Source organism: Mixta sp. Marseille-Q2659 (assembly GCF_940807255.1).
In the GTDB taxonomy this organism is placed as follows: Bacteria; Pseudomonadota; Gammaproteobacteria; order Enterobacterales; family Enterobacteriaceae; genus Mixta.
In genome coordinates, this window is sequence record NZ_CALNWY010000029.1 from 33,966 (window position 1) to 53,907 (window position 19,942).

Sequence of the window (19,942 nt, forward strand, 5' to 3'; positions counted from 1 at the left end):
ATAGTGACGGCAGGAAACTGTTTAAGGTTTTTCCAGGCAGGGGCTATTTAAAATCAGCGTAAGGCGTTAACGGCTGCGGCGGCAGATCGAGATCGCCTTCCCAGCCCGCCAGCGAATAGCGCGCATAAATCAGGCCGTGGCTCGGCGTGTAATCTTTCGCCTGTTGAATATCCACCGCCAGTCCCAGCGTCCAGTGCGCCGTTAACCGGCGTTCCACCGCTGCGCGCAGCGTATAGCCGAAGCCGCTGCCGGAACTCCCTTCTGAAGAAGGGTTTGCTGTCGTCTCAAAACCAGGATAGACCGGATAGCGCTGCTGCGAACGGGTTTTTGAGCGCGACCAGGAGAGCGAGCCGCCCACATCAAATGACCAGTTTTCAGTACGCTGGCGATAGGCCAGCGGCACCGCCAGCGAAAAGTATTGCTGCGGACTGTAATAGCCGCCCTGCCCGAAGGCGTAATCGCTGAGGTCTTTTTGGTAGTGCCACAGCATGCTGTTTAAGCCAATGGTGGCGCGCCGGTTATCCTCATTTATTAACTTGTAATAATAGCCTGCCATCAGACGTTCGCGGCTGTTATCGGCGACGTTTTTGCCGGTAATCTGATGCGCGCTAAGATCGGCCCAGACGCCATGCGCTCCGCCCCGATCGTAACTCAGCCCGACGGAGCCGCCGGTAGCGACCACGCCGCCCCAGCTGCGTCCGCCCTGCGGGCTGGGATCGCGCGCGCCCGCCCAGGCCAGCAACGAACTGGAAATGGGACGACGCGAGGCGGTAAAGGTCAGGCCGACATCTTTGACATCGGTGTTCCAGCTGACGCCGCCTACCCAGTTCACTACCTCAAAGCCCATCGGCGAGGTGCCAATATCCGCCGACCAGCGATCGTTTTGCCAGCCCGCCCCAACGGCGACCCCTTCCGCGCGCTGTTTCAGATCGCGGCTACAGCCGTCGTTGCCGTTATCGGCACAGGTGCCAAATACTTCGGTATGGCTGCCGTTTTCAGTGGCAAAGGTGCCTGCCGACACCTCGACGCGATCGACGCGCACAAAGCTTTTACCGCTGGCGAGTGGCGTATTCAGCTGCAGCATGGTGGTATGCGCAGTGAAATCGGAGATGCCGCCGGTGCCTTTATTACGTGAGTAATCCTGCTCCAGCATCAAGGTAGTGTCCTGACGCTGATAAAGCTCGGCGGCGTCGCTGCGGATACCGCGTTTCAGCCAGTCATCGGCCGGATTATTACGCATCAGGCGGGTAAAGGTAGCGTTATCGCTCGGCTGGGCGGAAGTGATACCGCTGGCGACCATCGCCCGGCGATAATCCGTCAGCGCCAGATCGGGCTGCTGCTGCGCCTCCAGCCGGGCCGCATCACGGAATACCAGCGCGCTGCCCTGTGATGGCGCTTCCTGTTGGGCGCGCGGCTTCAGCTGCTGATAAAGCTGACGGGCGTGCGCGCTATCGTCAACGCTCTGCCAGGCGTTCGCCAGACGGCGCCCGGTGTTAAGGCTTGCTTCTGCGGCGCCAGCGGGCAGTGCGTTCAGCGCATCGCGCGCCTCCGTCTTACGATTCAACGCCACCAGCGCTTCAATCTGCCCCAGCGCCGCGTCCTGATTATTCGCATCCTGCGCCAGCACGCGCCGGTAACCGTCCAGCGCTTGTTGCGGATAGCCGTCCGCCAGCGCCCAGTCAGCCAGCGTAATATCGCGGCGCGGCGACACGGGCTGTTGATTTAACAGCGCAATCGCCGCGCTGTTATTACCCGCCAGCCGCTGCGCATCCGCTGCGGCGTAAACTTTATCCTGCTGCAGCCGTTCGGCCAGCTCGCGCATGTTTTGGTCCCAGCGAGCCTGCGGCAGGCTGTTCAACTGACGCAGCGCCTCATCGGCGCGATCGCTGCCGGAGAGGTAAAGACTGTAAGCATAAACCTGCGTCGGATCGGTCGGCTGACGGCGCGCCATCGCCGTCATCAGGCTGTCAGCCTGCTGTGGATCTCCCGCATTACGCAGCGCACCGGCTAATCGATAGTTGAGCCAGATATCGTCCGGCGCGTTCTGCTGCGCCTCGCGATACTTTTCCGCCGCCTGCGCCCAGCTTCCCTGTTGCGCCAGCGTATCCGCCTCGGCGCGCAGCACATCGCTGCGCAAGCTGTTCAGCGTACTGCCGAGTACACGCTGTTGCTCGCCGCTCAACCCGTTGATAAAGGCGATCGCTTTCTGCGGCGACTGTTGCTGATACAGGCCCGCCAGCCGTCTGACCGCCGTGGTATTGGTGGCATCCATCCGCCACGCCTGGCGGAACAATTGCTCCGCTTCCGCCGTGTTTTTACGCGCCAGCGCCACGTCGCCCAGCCCGATTAAGGCATAGCTGTCACTGTTATCCAGCGTGCGCGCCTGCTGATATTGCTGCTCAGCGGCGGCAATATCGCCTTTCGCCAGCGCGTTATCACCATTTTCGATCGCCAGCCAGTAACGGTTAGTTTGCAACAGGCTCTGCCACATGCCGATATTGGTGCTTTGCTGTCCGGCCTTGATCGCCTGTTCAAAGTAATCAGCCGCCGCGGCGCGATGATTGGCGCGCGCCTGCGCCTGTCCCATGGCACCCAGCAGATCGGCATCGCCGGGATTGAGTTTCAGCGCCGACGCCAGCGTCGGGATCGCCTCCGCGCCCGCGCCGTTATCCACCAGCGCCAGCCCACGAGAACGCTGCTGGAAAGCGGGATCGGCCAGCATTTTCTGCTGACGCGCCAGCTCCTGCTCGCCATTGCTGCGCGCATCGCCGCTGGTAAACGTCTGAAGATATTCTTGCAGCTGCGCCACGGTCTGATTGCTGACCGGCTGCGCCTGAATACGGCTGAGCCAGAGTTCGGCGGCCTGATCGCGTCCGGCCGGATTATCCGCCAGCGTTTTCAGCTCGTTGGTCGCCTGCGCGGCGTTGTCATTCTGGAACTGCAGCCGCGCCAGCTGCATACGCACGCCGATATTGCCCGGATAGCGCCGATCCAGCGCCTGCAGGTTAGCCAGCGCTTCCGGCTGCTGGCCTTCAATGCGCGCCACCAGGCTCCAGTATTCCAGCGCAATATCCACGGAAGGAAAGGTGCCATTAAACAGCTTATCCCAGGCGGCGCGCGCCTCCGGCAGATGGCCGGAGGTCGCCAGCAGACGCGCCTGCTGTAACTGCTGACGCCCTTCCTGGCTAATCAACAACATGCTGGCCTGCGATTCACGCGTCGCACGTGATTCTGGCGCCACCTTTTTTAACTGCGCCATATACTGCTGCGCCTTCGCCTGATCGCCCTGATGCAGCGCCAGTCGCAGACGCGCCGCGATAACGTCCGGGTTATCGGGATCGATTTTTTCCAGCCGGTAAAGCGCCTGCGCGACTAGGTCGTATTTGTTGGTCGCTTCGCCGGTGCGCACCTGCTCCAGCAGCCACTCAACCGGCGCCACTTCGCGCGCATTTTCCGTAGCGGCCAGCGCGGGCAAGCTACCAAGGCCGATCATGCCCGGCAGCACAAGGCTCAGGCAGCTTAATCTGAAGTTACGCATTGAGAATCCCATGCCGGTAACAGGTCGCCCTGGGCAGTAAAGCGGTAGCGGTTATCGTTCCAGCCGCTGCCAAACAGATTCAGCACGCTGCTGTAATAGGCGTCGCTGCCGGGCGGCTCCTGCTCTACGCGCTGCTGCTGTGCGGTCAGCGCATAAGAGCCTTGCAGGAACGGCAGCAGCGCGGCGGAAAAGCCGACGTTGCCGTGGTTAGTCATCTGACCGGTTTCGATATTGACCCGCTCCGGCGGATTGCCGGACTCTTCCGTCAGACGCGCCATCGGGGCAAAGTGCGCCAACAGCGTCGCTTTACGCGGATCCTCATCGCTAAGCATACCGGCCCAGAGATAGACGCGAATCGCATCGTAGCCGCCTGTCGGCCCTTTGGTTTTATCGGGACGCCAGCTGCCGTTCTGCCAAATAGACCAGTCCGGCGCGAAGCCTTTCGGCGCGGTATCCTGCAGCAGGCGCAGCGCGTTGCGGTTAATTTCCGGCCACGGCCCTTTAAGCTGGCTGACGCGGGTCAACAACTGCAACGGCAAATAGCTGGGATTAACCATCCAGCTGTCGGGCTGGCTAAAGCCGGTTTTACCCGGCAGCAGCATCAGGCCGAAGCCTTTCAGATTAGCCACTTCCTCTTTCGCAACCCGGTTCAACAGCAGCGTGCCGGTTACCTGGTAGCTGCGGCTCTGCCATAAACGGCTCGCCTCCAGCAGCGTCCAGCCGATCCAGAGATCGGCATCGGACGCGGAATTCTCATCCAGCACCTGCCACTTGCCGCTTTTTTCCTCTTTGCCCCACAGCCAGGCGGGCAGGCGCTGCGTCAAATCTCCGGCGGCCAGGTTGTTCTCCGTCCAGCCCAGCAGCCGATCAAACATGGGTCGATCGTTCGCTACCAGCGCGAAGAACAGCCCGTAGCTCTGCCCTTCGGAGGTGGTAATATTTTTCCCTTCATAAGGATCGATCACCCGCCCCTCTTCGCTGATGTAGTCTTGCTTAAAGTGTTCCCAGTCTGGCCAGTCAACGCATTGCGCGCCGACGCGCCCAGCGACCAGTAACATCAGCAGTAATATTCCCAGCCGCCGCATCATTACTCGTCATCCTCATTGCCGAGACGACGACGCGTCACCAGCCGCATCAGCCGCCAGACCATCAGCGCCACCAGCACCACCACGATGACCGCAAACAGCGCCATCAGCACCGGATGGGTTGCCAGTCCATGCCACAGGCGTTCCCACCAGGGCAGATGGCCGACAAAGTAGCGATCGCCGACGCGCAGGCTGTTCACGCCCGATTCACGAATAATGGCGGCAGAGCCGTAGATCGCGGCGCGCTTGCCGGTGTCGAGCAGCGCGTTATTAAGCAGCTGATAAGCGTGCGGGCTGTCCGCCAGCAGCGCCACCACACTGCGCTGTTCATGAAACGGCGACTGGAAGCCGATAATCGCCGCCATTGGGCCATCGGAAATAATGGTGGTCTGGCTGGCCGCCGTGCGGTCACCAGGCGGCGTATCGACATTATCCAGCACCGGCTGACGCACCGGCTTATTCACCCAGCTTTTCGCCCGCTCTACCAGCAGGTTGATGCGGCTGTCTTCGCGCAGATCGGCAGGAATACGACCGATCATTAACAGATCGGCATCCGCCGATTTGGCTTTTGTCCAGTCATCGGTGATCTGCACGTTGAGCGCCGGGTAGCCGGTTTGCGCGCCAATATTGCCCAGCGCATTCAGCAGCGCGCTCACCTGATCGGGCTGCGGACGGGTGTTAACCAGCACCAGCGTTTGCGCCAGATCGGCCAGCCGACTGAACGGGAAACCGGCATTGGCGAACGCACGCAGCGAGGGCATTTCCATGTAGTGACGATAGCCGGAGAAATCGATGGTGGAGTTGCCGTCAATCACCACATGATTGGTCACCGGCGTCACCGTTTCACAGCGATCCTGGCTGGTACCGCCGATAATGGTGGTGGAGTAATCAAAGTCGAAACGCAGCTGGTTAACCACGCCAAGGCGCAGCGCCGGAATGGTCAGCGAGGCGCTGGTATCCTGTAATCCCTGCACCAGCGGAATATGCAGCAGCTGTTTGCCGCTTTCGCTTTTCACCTGCAGCGGATAATCCTGCATAAACTGGTTATTCAGATTGACCGCCAGGCGCGAACCGTCGTTTTGCAGCGGCGACGTGTAGCGGTAGGCAAGGTCCATTTTGATGCCGCGCGCGCGCACCAGATAGAGATCCGGCGGCAGGTTCAGCGTCAGGCTGATCGGATAAGGCTGGACGCCGTCCGCCTGCAGCTGGTTTTCATACTGTTGCAGCTCGGAGAATTTGGTCTCGCGGTCGGTACGCACCCAGTTCGGCGCGTCGTAAGGCTGACGCGCCATCAGCTGTTTCACCTGCTCAATGGTGGAAGACTGGCCGCGCAACAGCACATCGCCCTGCGCAATGCCTTTCACCGCCGTCAGCAAATCCGCATCGTTGCGTCCCAGCACCAGCAACATTTTCTGATAAGGGTTATCCGGCTGACTGATGATTTCTACCGTCGGCTTATCTACCGGCGGATAATCCTGCAGGAAAGCGGGACGGCGATCGTTAGTGGCGAATACCACCGCGTGCTGCTGTTGCGGCAGCTGGTTATACAGCACCGGGAATGACTGCCCGCGCCACTGCGCCTGTACGCCAAACCAGGAGGCGAGCAGCGCCGCCGCGTGCTGTTCGCCCAAATCCGGCGAGCTGGCAAAGACCATCGGCAGCTGCAGCGGACGATTATCGCGGCTATCGAAGAACGGTTCCGGGAAGTCGGAAAGGTCGTTTTTCAGCGGCAGCTTTTGCAGCGTTAAATCCAGCTTACTCTCTTTGCCAATATCGACCCAGATGCTGCTGTTGGCCGGGTTTTCGCAGATGTTGGTGTAATGGCCGACCAGCTCGAAACGTACGCGGTTGAAATCGGTAATAAACCGCGGATCGATATTCACCGTGGCCTGATTCTCTTTGCCCAGCTGTTCCGGCGTTATGGTGACCAGCCCTGCCAGCTCCTCGTTCAAATAGACTTTGAGATGCGACATCGTCGGCAACAGCGCGGGCGATGGACGATAGCTCAGGTGCAGTACCGCCTGGGTGACCAGCTCGTCGCTGCGCACGCCGAACTCAATCTGTCCGTCCGGGCGCGTACCCTGCAGCTTAAAGCTTCCCGGCGCGGGCGCGACGTTGCTGAACAGCAGTTCGCTGCTGCGTACCGGCGCGGCGGGCGGCGTATTGGCTGATGCGGCAGCTTCCACCTCACCAGCAACGGCGGGTTGCGTACCGGCAGGCGCGGCGGCGTCAGCGCCTGCCGCGGCTTCTGCCGGCTGGGCGATACCCGGCGGCTGTGCGGCGGACGTCGATTCAGGTGCGGCATGGGCTAGCGGCAGCAGCCCCATCAGCATTGCGGTAATCCAGCTTATTTTTCTCGTCATTGTCGCATCATCAGTTAAGTCATTGTTTTGCAGCGGCAACGCCTGCCGCTGCGCTTCCCACGCTTTTGGGAAAAAACGACGCCAGCCACGAAAGGAAGGTCGTCAGCATTAAGAACATTCGGCGTACCCGCACTGGCCCATATTCCGCCAGGCGGATATAGCCTTTAAAGCCCAGGATCATGATGTCGGCCAGGCTCTGAACCGGTTTATCTTCCGGGAAACCGTCCTGCCACAGCGCCCAGGTATCGGCACGGGCAAAGGTACACTGAATAAATTCAATATGTTCTTCGGTGGTGAGGTTGTTCAGGCGAATACCGGCGCGTCGGCCAAAGACGCGCTGCACTTTCGCCGGGAAGCTGAACTCCTGCTGACCGCGCCGCAGCAGCAGATAAATATCCTCGCCATCTTTTAACGCATCAGCCTCGCGCAGCTCGACGCCGACGCCGCCGTCGGAATAGTCGCGCAACGTGCAGGGCAGCATATGGCCATCCTGGCGCGCAATCGCGGCGGGCATCGCCATCTCGACGCGATGCGCTTCGCGAATCTGGCGCGCCTCAACCGACACCGCTACCGCGCCGCCCAGGATAATCATGTTGTAGAACACCCACAGCAGGCTGACCAACACCGTCAGCACCTCGTTCTGCGGACCATAGGCGATACGCCAGCCCGCCATAAAGACGCCCGCCAGATTGAGCAGCACCAGGAACATATAGGGCTTGGTGATCACCCAGTCGAGATGCTGCTCCTCCACCAGGCCGCCTTTCGCCGTCACGTTAAACTTGCCTTTATGCGGATTAAACAGCGCCACCGTGGTAGGTCGGGCGATGTACCAGGCCAGCACCGTTTCATAGACTTCGCTCCAGAACGAGTGGCGATAGCGCCCCTGGATACGCGAGTTGGTCAGGCTGGTATGCAGCATGTGCGGCAGCACATAAATCGCAATCGCCAGCGCAGGCGCGAATATGATGTAGGCATGGGTTAACAGAAAGGCGAGCGGCGCCAGCAGGAAGATCAGCCGCGGAATGCCAGAAAGAAAGTGCAGCATGGCGTTGGCATAGCATAAGCGCTGCACCAGCTTCAGGCCGCGCCCCATCAGCGGGTTATCGAGGCGGAAAATCTGCACCATGCCGCGCGCCCAGCGAATACGCTGGCCGATATGCGCCGACAGGCTTTCCGTTGCCAGCCCTACCGCCTGCGGTATGCGAATATAGGCGGAGGTATGGCCGCGCCGGTGCAGACGCAGCGACGTATGCGCATCTTCGGTCACGGTTTCAACGGCGATGCCACCGATCTCATCCAGCGCGCTGCGGCGCAGCACCGCACAGGAGCCGCAGAAGAAGGTGGCGTCCCAGGTATCGTTGCCATCCTGCACCAGACCGTAAAACAGCGTGCCCTCGTTCGGCGTGCGGCGGAAACGGCCCAGGTTGCGCTCAAAGGGATCGGGCGAAAAGAAGTGATGCGGCGTTTGCAGCATTGCCAGCTTCGGATCTTTCACAAACCAGCCCAGCGTCATCTGCAGGAAAGAGCGCGTCGGCACGTGGTCGCAATCGAAAATGGAGACAAATTCGCTTTGGCATTCGGTACGCAGCGCATTGTTGATATTGCCCGCTTTGGCATGTTCATGGGTCGGCCGCGCCACATATTTAACGCCAACGCTGGCGGCGAAATCACGGAACTCCTGACGGTTGCCATCATCGAGAATATAAATATTGAGCTTCTCTTTCGGCCAGTCGATACCCAGCGCGGCGTAAATGGTCGGTTTCACCACACTCATCGGCTCATTGTAAGTGGGTACTAACAAATCTACCGTAGGCCACTGGTTCACATCTTCCGGTAACGAAACCGGCTGACGATGCAGCGGCCACAGCGTCTGGAAATAGCCCAGCACCAGTACCACCCAGGCGTAGGTTTCCGCCGCAATCAGCAGCAGGCCGAAAGTGAGGCTCAGCGGATCGTCCCAGTTCAGCGTCGAGGTGTAACGCCACCAGAGATAGCGGCAGGAGACGGTCAGCGACAGCACAATCAGCATCATGGTCGCCAGCCTGCCCGGCACGCGACGCACGATCATCGCCAGTCCCCAGAGCATCACCACAAAAATAAACTGTGTGAACATATCCAGCGGCTGAGAAATACAGAGCAGCGCCAGCAGCGCGGCGGCGATACTGCAGCCGATAAACAGCAGCTTACGTAGCGTCGGCGGCAGGCGGCGCACGCGCTGCTCCAGCCGGTCGCCGTGCTGAATGCGCTGTGGCAACCGATCCAGCCAGCCATAGAGCCGCTGACGCCAGCCAAACAGCGAATGAAAGGCGTTAAACCGTTTACGCTGACTGACGGTGCTGCCATCCTGCGGCAGAAACAGCAGCAGCCACAGGCTTTGGGAAAGGAAACGGATAATGTCCAGCGGGCGCGGATGTTCCGGCGAAATATGCGGATAAAGCGTACGGCGCTGCGCAATAATGCGCTGCCAGCCTGCGGATTCAAAACGCAACAGCGACCAGCCCAGCACCAGCCAGAAGCAATGGATGCCCGCCGCCAGCGTGGAAGCGCCCGCCTGACGATAGCCGTCATAGCGCGCGCTCAATGCCTGCCAGGCGGGCGCCGCAATCAGCCAGCGTAACGGGTTCATGCGCTCGCCTCGCGAATATTCATAATCAGCCAGTTCGCCAGCGTGGTGATCTCTTCGCTGGCCAGCGCCAGCGGACGATACTCGCCCAGCGGCTGTTTGTTGAGTAGCGCTTCGAACATCGCCTCGTCGCGATGGATCATCAGCGGAATCAGATTGCGCAGCGAGCTGAGCCAGAGCTGATGTAAATCCTGCTGTACCTTGCTGTTGGCATTAAACAGGTTAAGCAGATAGAGCGGCGTGAAATCGGCGGAAGGCTGATGCAGCCGCAGATGACAGTTGCCGTCGGCCACCAGCAGCTGAATAACCCGATCGGCCTCGGCGTAAATCGGTTGCAGCCAGGGCTGTTCGCCGCCGGGCAGATCGAGCAACACCCAGCGGTACTGTGTTTTCAATCCGGCAAGCCTGGGCAGCCAGGCGGCAGTGAACGACGCCGGATCGCGATAAAAACGCGCCCGCTCGGCGCCGTCGAGCTGACCAAAAGGAATAAAATCGGGGCCGTCCGGGTAACGTAGCGCGACATGCTGCGGATCGTCGCCGTCCAGCGTCGCGCGCATCCAGCCGCGCCCTTCATTGTGCGGCGTATTAAAGTGCAGGCGTAGCTGATTGCTCGGCGACCAGTCGATAACAATCGTCGATTCTCCTAACTGCTGTAAAGCCCATGCCAAAGCCGCCGTAACCGAGGTGGTTCCCGTGCCGCCCCGCACGCCCTGTAACGCTAAGACCGGCATGCCTTTTCCTTTTGCTCTACAGATAATTCATTCAGCAATGGCCAGCGCGCCAGAATAGCCGCCAGCCTTTCTTCACGAGCAATATCGACATAGCGAAATGCAGAAAAAGAAAAGGCTTCAGCAAGCTGGTAATGCTGCCAACTTACTGATTTAGTGTATGATGGTGATTTTAAGGTGCTTGCGTGGCTTCCATTTCCATCAGATGTCCTTCCTGCTCCGCTACTGAAGGCGTGGTGCGTAACGGCAAAAGCACTGCCGGACATCAGCGCTATCTCTGCTCTCATTGCCGTAAAACATGGCAACTACAGTTCACTTACACCGCCTCTCAGCCCGGTACGCACCAGAAAATCATTGATATGGCCATGAATGGCGTCGGATGTCGCGCCAGTGCACGCATTATGGGCGTTGGCCTCAACACGGTTTTACGTCACTTAAAAAACTCAGGCCGCAGTCGGTAACCTCGCGCATACAACCGGGCAGTGATGTGATTGTCTGCGCTGAAATGGACGAACAGTGGGGCTACGTCGGTGCTAAATCACGTCAGCGCTGGCTGTTTTACGCGTATGACAGGATACGGAGGACGGGTGTGGCGCACGTCTTCGGGGAACGCACTCTGGCCACACTGGAGCGTCTTCTGAGCCTGCTGTCGGCCTTTGAGGTCGTGGTATGGATGACGGATGGCTGGCCGCTGTACGAATCACACCTGAAGGGAAAGCTGCACGTTATCAGCAAGCGTTACACTCAGCGCATTGAGCGACATAACCTGAATCTGAGACAACATCTGGCAAGGCTGGGACGGAAGTCACTGTCGTTCTCAAAATCGGTGGAGCTGCATGACAAGGTCATCGGGCATTATCTGAACATAAAACACTATCAGTAAGTTGGAGTCATTACCATAACAGCGATGCCGCAAATGCGGCAAGTATATTGGCTGTTATGTATAGAAAATTAATTATACTAAAAGAAAAAGCTTTAAGCTCTTTCTTCTCCCGTTAGGATAATTGTTGATTTTCTGCATAACAGCTTAATAAAAAAGTGCAAAGCGAAGCAAATTGTGACGCAGCCGTATAAATTGAATTAATAATAATGAAGATAATTGTTGGGATGCTCGCTAATTTTTAAAAGCACAGAATAACGATCGGGGAATGCGAATTAATCAAACAGAAAAATAACTTTTTATTAATCAGGCATCAACCAGGCCGCAAGGGGAATATGCAATTCAGAAGCTCGTCACGTATTGATAAAATGTTTTTATTGCAAAACATAGCCAGGCGATAATAAAGAAATATTATTGACTATATCGTCAGGGATAAAAAAGCTTAAGCCACGAAGAGATATACTGTGAGACACGAGAATTACATTATTTAATGGCCGGTTATTAGGGGATTAGCACCGGTAAATTAAAGCCCATAACAGCGCCTGATTTGTAGAGTATTTTTCTTTATTGATTGAGCGGAGGCGTTAAGTCCTCCGCTCATGGTTGTATTAACTGACTTTCTGTTGCTCATCCTGGTCAACGGCGAAGCAGGCGATCTGCTGCTCGCCATACTGTTTCAGCTGCGGCTGTAGCTGAACACAGGTACCGAAGCGGCGGCGGCAGCGCGCGTTAAAGGCGCAGCCGGGCGGCGGACTAAGCGGGCTGGGCAGTTCGCCTGTCAGCTTGATGCGCTCGCGTCGATCGTCCGGGTTCAGGCGCGGCGTCGCCGAAAGCAGCGCCTGCGTATAAGGATGGCGCGGGTTGGAGAAAATCGCCTCTTTACTGCCCTTCTCCACGCAGCGGCCCAGATACATCACCATCACTTCATCAGCGATATGCTCTACCACCGACAGATCGTGCGAGATAAAGACGTAGGAAAGGCCCATATCCTGCTGCAAATCCATCATCAGGTTCAATACCTGAGCGCGCACCGACACGTCAAGCGCCGAAACCGGCTCATCGGCGATCAGCACGTCTGGATCGAGCATCAGGCCACGCGCGATAGCGATACGCTGGCGCTGGCCGCCGGAAAACATATGCGGATAGCGATCGTAATGTTCGGTTTTCAACCCAACCTTCGCCATCATCTCCAGCGTTTTTTCCCGGCGCTCCGCCTTGCTGAGCGTGGTGTTGATCAGCAGCGGCTCTTCCAGAATCTGGCTCACTTTTTTACGCGGATTGAGCGAGCCGTAGGGGTTTTGAAACACAATCTGGATTTTCTGCCGACGCAGCTTTTGCGCCTGCGGATCGTGTTTCAGCAAATCCTGGCCATGCCAGAACAGCTGCCCTTCGGTCGGCGTTTCAATCATTGTCAGCAGGCGGCCCAGCGTGGATTTGCCACAGCCCGACTCGCCTACCACTGCCAGCGTTTTTCCTCGCTCCAGGTTAAACGAGACGCCGTCCAGCGCCTTCACCAGTCGCGGCTGGCCGAACAGCCCTTTCCGCACCGGGTAATGCTTTTTCAGATCGATAGCCTGCAGCAGATATTGCTGCTCTTGAGTTTCAGGACGCATAGGTTGGTCTCCCGGCATCATCCAGCGGATAGTGACACTTGGACTGACGCCCCGGAATATCACGGAGTTCAGGTTCTTCCACACGGCAATGGTCGGTGGCGTAGGGGCAGCGCGGATTAAGCAGGCAGCCCGTCGGTCGATCGTATTTACCCGGCACCACGCCCGGCAGCGAGGCCAGCCGCGCTTTATCCGCCGCAAATTCCGGCAGCGCGCGCAGCAGCGCCTGGGTATAAGGATGGCGCGGCGCTTTAAAAATGTCGCTCGCCTTGCCGGTCTCCACCACCTGTCCGGCGTACATCACAATGATGTGTTGCGCCGCTTCCGCCACCAGCGCCAGATCGTGCGTAATCAGGATCAGCGCCATGTTCTCCTGCTTTTGCAGCTCCAGCAGCAGCTCAATAATCTGCGCCTGAATGGTCACGTCGAGCGCAGTGGTCGGCTCATCGGCAATCAACAGGCGCGGACGGCAGGCGATCGCCATAGCAATCATCACGCGCTGGCTCATACCACCGGAAAGCTGGTGCGGATAAACATCCAGCCGCGATTCAGGATCGGGAATGCCCACCTGATTCAGCAGATCGATAGCGCGCTGCCGCCGGGTGCGGCGGTTGCCGCCCTGGTGAACTTTAATCGCTTCCATAATCTGATAGCCGACGGTGTAGCACGGATTCAGGCTGGTCATCGGATCCTGGAAAATCATCGCCACTTCCGAGCCGACCAGCTGACGCCGCTCTTTCTCAGAGATACGCTTCAGATCGCGCTGGTTAAACTCCAGCTTGTCCGCCATTACGCGGCCTGGATAATCAATCAGGCCCATAATCGCCAGCGAACTGACCGATTTGCCGGAGCCGGATTCGCCGACGATGCCGACAACCTGCCCCTGTTCTACCTGGTAACTGATGCGGTCAACCGCACGGAACGGTGCTTTTTCATCGCCGAAATGCACCGACAGTTTTTCTATATTTAATAACGCCATCTCGGTGCCTCTTTACTGCTTGAGTTTCGGGTCGAGCGCATCACGCAAACCATCGCCCATCAGGTTAAATGCCAGAACGGTCAGCAGGATCACCAGTCCAGGGAACGTGACCACCCACCAGGCACTTTGCGCATACTGCAATACGTCGGAGAGCATGGTGCCCCACTCCGGCGTTGGCGGCTGCGCGCCCATTCCGAGAAAGCCCAGCGCGGCCATATCGAGGATCGCGTTGGAGAAGCCCAGCGATGCCTGCACGATCAACGGCGCCAGACAGTTAGGCAGAATATTGACGAACATCTGACGCACCGCACCCGCGCCCGCCACGTTGGACGCGGTGACGTAATCGCGATTCACCTCGACCAGCACCGCCGCGCGCGTCAGACGGATATAGTGCGGCAACGCCACGAAAGTCAGCGCCAGCGACGCATTGACGATGGAAGGGCCGAATATCGCAACCAGCACCAGGGCCAGCAGCAGACTCGGCAGCGCCAGCATAATATCGACCAGACGCATAATAGCGGCATCGACCGCGCCGCCGACGTAACCCGCCAGCAGGCCGAAAATGACGCCGAGAATCAGCGACAGCAACACCACCAGACAGCCGACCAGCAGCGACAGGCGCGCGCCATACATCAGACGCGACAGCACGTCGCGGCCCACGTCATCGGTGCCGAGAATATATTGCCAGCTACCGCCATCCTGCCAGACAGGCGGACGCAGCAGCGCGTCACGGAACTGCTCCGCCGGGCCGTGCGGCGCCAGCAGGCCAGCAAAAATCGCCACCGTCACCATAATGACGATATAGCCCAGACCGACGACTGCGCCTTTATTACGTTTAAAGTAGTGCCAGAACTCCTGAAACGGCGTCATGGGCTTGGGTGCAGCGCTGACGCTGCCCGGATCAACAACAGACATAGCGCCCCCTTATTTTTTATGTCGAATGCGCGGGTTAACCACGCCGTAAAGCAGATCAACCAGCAGGTTAACCAGAATGATCAGCGTGGCGACCATCAGTACGCCGCCCTGCACCACCGGATAGTCGCGGCGCTGTAAGGCTTCAATCAGCCAGCGGCCCAGGCCAGGCCAGGAGAAGATGGTTTCGGTCAGAATCGCGCCGGCCAGCAGCGTACCGATCTGCAGACCAATCACCGTCACTACCGGCAGCATGGCGTTGCGCAGCGCATGAACGATGATGACGCGCATACGCGTCAACCCTTTCGCGCGCGCGGTGCGGATATAGTCCTCACCCAGCACTTCCAGCATTGATGAACGCGTCATACGTACAATCACCGCCAGCGGAATGGTGCCCAGCACAATAGCGGGCAGAATCATATGCATCACGGCATCTTTGAAATCGCCCGGCTCGCCCCAGATCAGCGTATCGATCAGCACGAAGCCGGTCAGCGGCTGCGTATCGTCGAGGAACACCGCGTCACCCAGCCGCCCGGAAACCGGCGTCAGGTTCAGCTGTACCGAGACCAGCATGATCAGCATGATGCCCCACCAGAAAATCGGCATTGAGTAGCCGGTCAGGGAGATGCCAACCGCGGTATGGTCGAAGATGGAGCCGCGTTTTACCGCCGCCAGTACGCCGACCGGAATACCAACGATCACGGCAAACAGCATGGCGCAGATGCCCAGCTCCAGCGTCGCTTTAAAACGCGGCACAAACTCATCCCACACCGGCGTGCGGCTTTTCAGGGAGATGCCAAGGTCGCCATGCAGGACGCCGTTGATATAGGAGAAATATTGTTTCCACAGCGGCTGATCCAGCCCAAGCTGGGCCATAAGCTGTGCGTGACGCTCCGGGGAGATCCCGCGCTCGCCCGCCATGATCAGCACCGGATCGCCAGGGATCAGATGGACAAAAGCGAACGTTAATAGGGTAATACCGATAAACGTTGGGATCACCAGACCCAAACGTCGGAATATGAACTGCAACATAATCCGGTTTCTCTATTTTTATCCCGCCGCTAAGGGCAGGTTTTGCTCACATCCTGCGCTGGCGTGAAGCCAGACGCGACGCAAAGATTTGCGCCTTCGCCATTTTTCGTTCGGGTAAAAGCTGTTTCAGCCGCAGACAACGCCGTCGGGCTGTCGCTACTGGTAAAACTTACCGGCAGCGACAGTGACGTGATTAATCGGGCCAGACGTTACCGGCCCCGTTGATTATTCAGCGATATCGACGTTAACGAAGTAGTGCCCGCCCAGCGGATCGACCACGTAGTTAGATACTTTTTTACTTACCGGCTCATAGACCGTGGAGTGCGCGATGATCAGCGCGGGCGCCTGATCGTGCATTACCACCTGAGCCTGCTTGTAAAGCTGAATGCGTTTTTGGTGGTCGTCCGTGGCGCGCGCAGGCTGGATTAAATCTTCAAAAGATTTGTCGCACCAGCGCGAATAGTTGGAGCCATCTTTGGCTGCCGCACAGCTGAACAGCGTAGCGAAGAAGTTATCTGGATCCCCATTGTCGCCGGTCCAGCCCATCATCACCGTCTGATGTTCGCCATCTTTGGCGCGCTTCAGATATTCGCCCCACTCGTAGGTCACGATTTTGGCTTTCACGCCGATTTTTGCCCAGTCAGCCTGAATCATCTCCGCCATGCGGCGGGCGTTCGGGTTGTAAGGACGCTGAACTGGCATTGCCCACAGATCGATAGCGAAGCCGTCAGCCATGCCCGCTTCTTTCAGCAGTTCTTTAGCTTTGGCCGGATCGTAAGGATAATCCTGCACTTCATCGTTATAGCCCCACATGGTCGGCGGGATCAGGTTTTTCGCAGACTGACCGGCGCCCTGATAAACGGCGTCGATAATCGCCTTTTTATTCACGGCCATGGTCAGCGCCTGACGTACCTTCAGGTTATCCAGCGGCTTTTTCTCAACGTTGAATGAGAGATAGCCAACGTTCAGGCCAGGCTGCTCCATCAGGTTGATGTTTTTATCCTGCTTCATGCGGGCAATGTCCGCCGGGTTCGGATAAGGCATTACCTGGCACTCGCCTTTTTGCAGTTTGGCGTAGCGCACCGAGGCATCCGGCGTGATGGAGAAGACTAAACGATCGATTTTCGGCTTGGTGCCCCAGTAATCAGCATTGGCTTTATACAGGATGCGCGAGTCTTTTTGGTATTGCAGCAGCTGGAACGGGCCGGTGCCGACCGGGTTCAGGTCTACTTTTTCCGGCGTGCCCGCCTGCAGCATCTTGTCAGCATATTCCGCGGAGAGAATAGAAGCGAAATCCATGCCTAAGTCGGCAAGGAACGGCGCTTCCTGGCGGGTCAGCGTAAAGCGCACGGTGTAGTCGTCAACCTTCTCGATTTTGCTGATCAGGTTGGGCATATCCATGCCTTCAAAGTATTCGTAGTTTCCGCCGGAAACCCCGTGATATTTGTTGTTCTTATCGAGCTGGCGCTCAAAGGTAAAGACCACGTCGTCGGCGTTAAAATCGCGCGTCGGTTTGAAATCTTTAGTGGTGTGCCACTTCACGCCTTTACGCAGATGGAAAGTATAGGTTTTGCCATCGGCGCTGACGTCCCATTTTTCGGCCAGGCCAGGATGCAGTTCGGTGGTACCGATTGTGAACTCCACCAGACGGTTATAAACCTGGCGGGAGCTGGCATCGTAGGTCGTGCCGGAGGTAAACAGCTGTGGGTTAAAGCCTTCCGGTGAGCCTTCTGAACAATAAACCAGGGTCTTCGCCTGAACGCTGACGGCAACGGTCATTGCAATCAGGCTCAGGCCGACCTTTAGCACCCCTGATTTAGCCAAGGAAATACTCATGCTTATGCTCCAATGTGTGATGTGTGTTGTGCGCGTGTGCCCGGCCTGTGTTTTTTTTGTGCGACCGGTGCGGGCTGTAAGTTAAGAGGAGGCGGCTCATTCTGACGACGTGAAAGCTATCAGAAGAATCCGCTTCCCTTACTCCAGTGAAACATCAATTTGTCAACAGAATGAAAGAAGGTCAATACGGATATGAGGTATTTACACAGAGTGTGAGAAACAGCAAGCAAACATAAAAAAAACCTTCCACTAACAAAACCAGCGGAATAATTGGTTACATTGCTAAATAACCCGATAATTAACGGGTGAAAAAGCAACCGCCCAGCAGGTTCAACCGCAAAAAAACGTTTAAAATTTATCGTCGAACGCTGCATAACTGAACGATTTGATAGCTGTTCAGGCTGAGAGCTAGCTAAAAATGCTGCATTAAGAGAATAAGAAATCATCGGCGCACCACAATCGGTCACCAGAGTGATGCGCTACAAAATAAGCAGCAAAGCCAGCGACGGCGCGCTCTATCTCACTGAGATTGCAAATAATAACGATTAACAACGTTGGTGCAGGCGAGTGGGATAAAAGAAGAAGATATGTCTGGCGAGCAGGTCATAACCGTAAGTAATGTCTGAGCAGCAAAAAGCATGCGGGATAAGACGAAAAGCATGAAAATCTGGCGTGCTAAAACGTAAAAACCCCAGTCATTACTGACTGGGGCTTGGGATTTGGTCGGCGAGAGAGGATTTGAACCTCCGACCCACACGTCCCGAACGTGTTGCGCTACCAGGCTGCGCTACTCGCCGATGGGGGCGCATCTTACTGAGGTCGCCGCCGTGCGTCAATGACTTTTTCACGTCGCACGGGTCAACTGCATGAAAAGCATTCACTCAGGCGGCACGCGCCTCTCCGTCAGCTTTTGCCGGCGACTTTCGCTTCCGGCGCCTGGCACCAGTTGTTGGCCGCCTTTATACCACCGTCCGGCGAGGTATATCCCAGGCAACCCAGAATGGTATCGAAAAACTCAACGTGACGATGGGTTTTCCCGATGCGCTGCTGGGCCTGTAAGCGCTCAAACGCCTCTTTATTATGCGAGTCCGCCAAATATTTATCGGAGGCCCAGACAATCATCGGCACGCGGAACTGCTCCGGTGGCGCCATTTCACGCGGCGTACCGTGGAAGTGCATATTGTCGCTAATGGATTCGCCGTGATCGGAGGCGTAAAACACAATCGCTTTCTTATCGCGCAGCTGGTCATAAACGCTGTCCAGCACAGTATCGGTATACAGCACTGAGTTATCAAACGCGTTGATCAGCTGATCTTTACTGCACTCGTCATCCACGCCCATACATTCCGGCGTGTAACGCGCATAGCTACGCGGATAGCGCTGGGAATAGAGATAGTGTGAGCCTTTAGTATGCAAAACCACCAGATGCTTGCCCTTTGGATGTCGGTCAAGCGAGGCCTTCAGTTCCGGGATCAGCAGCATATCGTCTACCGCCTTGCCCTGGTTACGCGGCTCCGAGCCAATCTGCTCGCGGAAGGCGAAATTATCAGCATGGGTATTATCGTAAAACCAGACCTCGCTCTGCATAGCGAACAGCTCAGAACTGAAGCCCAACGATTTCAGAACGGAAAAGATGTTATCTTCTTTCAGCGTGCGGCCAGGGTTATCTTCGGTGCCGCCTTCGCGAACAAACATGCAGCGCAGCGAAAGTTTGGTTGCGGTATCACAGGATTCGCCGCGAAAAGCGACCAGGTTTTTCTCATGCGAGAGCTTCGGTGTGGTATCGCGCTCGTAACCCAGCAGCCCCATATGATCCCAGCGGGTGGTTTCGCCAATCACAAACACCACGTAGGTATCATCAATGCCCGGCGGCGCCACGTAAGTGAATTTCTTCGCCGGATCGAGCAGTTCCTGGCCGTCAACGGTTTCATCAATGCGCGTCCAGGCGAACAGGCCCAGCGCGGCCAGCCAGTTGGACGGCAGATAAGAGTGCGCCACTACGCCGCCATAGCTTGGCAGATCGATATTGGTCACTTCTTCGTTGGTTTTTTGCAGCTTGTCGAAATAGCGGATCGGCAGCCAGACCAGCGCAACCGCCAGCAGCATAATCCCTATCGGTTTCAGGCGCTGACCTGGAGTTTTCAGCTGTTCGATTAATGTCAGACGCAGACGGTTACGCCAAATCATCAGCAGCGGCAGCGTGCTGACCACTACCATCCACAGGATAAAGCGGTAGCCCACCACCTCTTTAGAGAGATCGGTATCGGTGGTCATCACCGAAGCCACAATGCCGTAGCCGATCACCACGTTAAAGAAAGCCATATAGTAGGCGGCGGCCACCGATATCAGCACCAGC

Annotated in this window: 13 protein-coding genes and 1 tRNA gene; 1 reads left to right on the forward strand and 13 read right to left on the reverse strand. The window is 57.4% G+C overall.

Annotation, left to right across the window (positions count from 1 at the left end):
- Positions 1-43: 43 nt before the first annotated feature.
- From bcsC to bcsR, 6 genes are read right to left on the reverse strand one after another with little or no spacing between them, the layout of a single operon-like run.
- Positions 44-3,538 carry a cellulose synthase complex outer membrane protein BcsC gene (gene bcsC / locus P3C52_RS17025; RefSeq protein WP_275556124.1) on the reverse strand — a complete coding sequence of 1,165 codons (3,495 nt, stop codon included), beginning with the start codon at positions 3,536-3,538 and terminating at the stop codon, positions 44-46.
- Positions 3,520-4,626 (reverse strand): cellulose synthase complex periplasmic endoglucanase BcsZ, encoded by a 1,107-nt coding sequence (gene bcsZ, locus P3C52_RS17030; protein ID WP_275556125.1) that lies wholly within the window; start codon positions 4,624-4,626, stop codon positions 3,520-3,522. The genes bcsC and bcsZ overlap by 19 nt, the downstream gene beginning before the upstream one ends.
- The gene (gene bcsB / locus P3C52_RS17035) at positions 4,626-6,986 is read right to left on the reverse strand and encodes a cellulose biosynthesis cyclic di-GMP-binding regulatory protein BcsB (RefSeq protein WP_275556126.1); all 2,361 of its coding nucleotides are present in this window, start codon (positions 6,984-6,986) and stop codon (positions 4,626-4,628) included. The genes bcsZ and bcsB overlap by 1 nt, the downstream gene beginning before the upstream one ends.
- 19 nt (positions 6,987-7,005) lie before the next feature.
- On the reverse strand, positions 7,006-9,612 hold the full coding sequence (gene bcsA / locus P3C52_RS17040; RefSeq protein WP_275556127.1) for a UDP-forming cellulose synthase catalytic subunit: 2,607 nt from the start codon (positions 9,610-9,612) through the stop codon (positions 7,006-7,008).
- Positions 9,609-10,340 (reverse strand): cellulose biosynthesis protein BcsQ, encoded by a 732-nt coding sequence (gene bcsQ / locus P3C52_RS17045; RefSeq protein WP_275556128.1) that lies wholly within the window; start codon positions 10,338-10,340, stop codon positions 9,609-9,611. Before bcsQ ends, bcsA begins: the two co-directional genes overlap by 4 nt.
- Positions 10,328-10,603, reverse strand: a complete 276-nt coding sequence (bcsR, locus tag P3C52_RS17050; RefSeq protein WP_275556129.1) for a cellulose biosynthesis protein BcsR — start codon at positions 10,601-10,603, stop codon at positions 10,328-10,330. The genes bcsQ and bcsR overlap by 13 nt, the downstream gene beginning before the upstream one ends.
- Here bcsR and P3C52_RS17055 point away from each other — a divergent pair.
- Positions 10,523-11,220, forward strand: a protein-coding gene (locus P3C52_RS17055; protein WP_275556130.1) for an IS1 family transposase whose coding sequence is annotated in 2 segments (ribosomal slippage) — positions 10,523-10,772 and positions 10,772-11,220 — 699 coding nt in all. Because the reading frame shifts where the segments join, the coding sequence is not laid out codon by codon here. The two genes, bcsR and P3C52_RS17055, sit on opposite strands and share 81 nt — an antisense overlap.
- A gap of 605 nt (positions 11,221-11,825) precedes the next feature.
- Here the strand turns inward: P3C52_RS17055 and dppF are convergent.
- The 7 genes from dppF to eptB form a co-directional block, all read right to left on the reverse strand.
- Positions 11,826-12,830 (reverse strand): dipeptide ABC transporter ATP-binding subunit DppF, encoded by a 1,005-nt coding sequence (gene dppF / locus P3C52_RS17060; RefSeq protein WP_275556131.1) that lies wholly within the window; start codon positions 12,828-12,830, stop codon positions 11,826-11,828.
- Positions 12,820-13,806 (reverse strand): dipeptide ABC transporter ATP-binding protein, encoded by a 987-nt coding sequence (gene dppD, locus P3C52_RS17065; RefSeq protein WP_275556132.1) that lies wholly within the window; start codon positions 13,804-13,806, stop codon positions 12,820-12,822. Before dppD ends, dppF begins: the two co-directional genes overlap by 11 nt.
- Positions 13,807-13,818: 12 nt before the next feature.
- Positions 13,819-14,721: a dipeptide ABC transporter permease DppC gene (gene dppC / locus P3C52_RS17070; RefSeq protein WP_275556133.1), complete on the reverse strand. Its 903-nt coding sequence runs from the start codon at positions 14,719-14,721 to the stop codon at positions 13,819-13,821.
- 9 nt (positions 14,722-14,730) lie between these two features.
- Complete coding sequence (dppB, locus tag P3C52_RS17075) at positions 14,731-15,750, reverse strand: dipeptide ABC transporter permease DppB (protein ID WP_275556134.1); 1,020 nt, start codon at positions 15,748-15,750, stop codon at positions 14,731-14,733.
- Positions 15,751-15,975: 225 nt separating this feature from the next.
- Positions 15,976-17,586, reverse strand: a complete 1,611-nt coding sequence (gene dppA, locus P3C52_RS17080) for a dipeptide ABC transporter periplasmic-binding protein DppA (RefSeq protein ID WP_275556135.1) — start codon at positions 17,584-17,586, stop codon at positions 15,976-15,978.
- 720 nt (positions 17,587-18,306) lie between these two features.
- Positions 18,307-18,383 (reverse strand) — tRNA-Pro (locus P3C52_RS17085).
- Positions 18,384-18,489: 106 nt separating this feature from the next.
- Positions 18,490-19,942: kdo(2)-lipid A phosphoethanolamine 7''-transferase (gene eptB / locus P3C52_RS17090; RefSeq protein ID WP_275556136.1), on the reverse strand; the 1,453-nt coding region annotated here is incomplete at its 5' end.

What these genes read in the sequence shown, in the direction of transcription:
- bcsC (WP_275556124.1), bottom strand. Translation starts at nt 3,538, where the DNA reads ATGCGTAACTTCAGATTAAGCTGCCTGAGCCTTGTGCTGCCGGGCATG.
- dppB (WP_275556134.1), bottom strand. Translation starts at nt 15,750, where the DNA reads ATGTTGCAGTTCATATTCCGACGTTTGGGTCTGGTGATCCCAACGTTT.
- bcsB (WP_275556126.1), bottom strand. Translation starts at nt 6,986, where the DNA reads ATGACGAGAAAAATAAGCTGGATTACCGCAATGCTGATGGGGCTGCTG.
- dppF (WP_275556131.1), bottom strand. Translation starts at nt 12,830, where the DNA reads ATGCGTCCTGAAACTCAAGAGCAGCAATATCTGCTGCAGGCTATCGAT.
- bcsA (WP_275556127.1), bottom strand. Translation starts at nt 9,612, where the DNA reads ATGAACCCGTTACGCTGGCTGATTGCGGCGCCCGCCTGGCAGGCATTG.
- dppC (WP_275556133.1), bottom strand. Translation starts at nt 14,721, where the DNA reads ATGTCTGTTGTTGATCCGGGCAGCGTCAGCGCTGCACCCAAGCCCATG.
- bcsQ (WP_275556128.1), bottom strand. Translation starts at nt 10,340, where the DNA reads ATGCCGGTCTTAGCGTTACAGGGCGTGCGGGGCGGCACGGGAACCACC.
- bcsR (WP_275556129.1), bottom strand. Translation starts at nt 10,603, where the DNA reads ATGTCCGGCAGTGCTTTTGCCGTTACGCACCACGCCTTCAGTAGCGGA.
- bcsZ (WP_275556125.1), bottom strand. Translation starts at nt 4,626, where the DNA reads ATGATGCGGCGGCTGGGAATATTACTGCTGATGTTACTGGTCGCTGGG.
- dppD (WP_275556132.1), bottom strand. Translation starts at nt 13,806, where the DNA reads ATGGCGTTATTAAATATAGAAAAACTGTCGGTGCATTTCGGCGATGAA.
- dppA (WP_275556135.1), bottom strand. Translation starts at nt 17,586, where the DNA reads ATGAGTATTTCCTTGGCTAAATCAGGGGTGCTAAAGGTCGGCCTGAGC.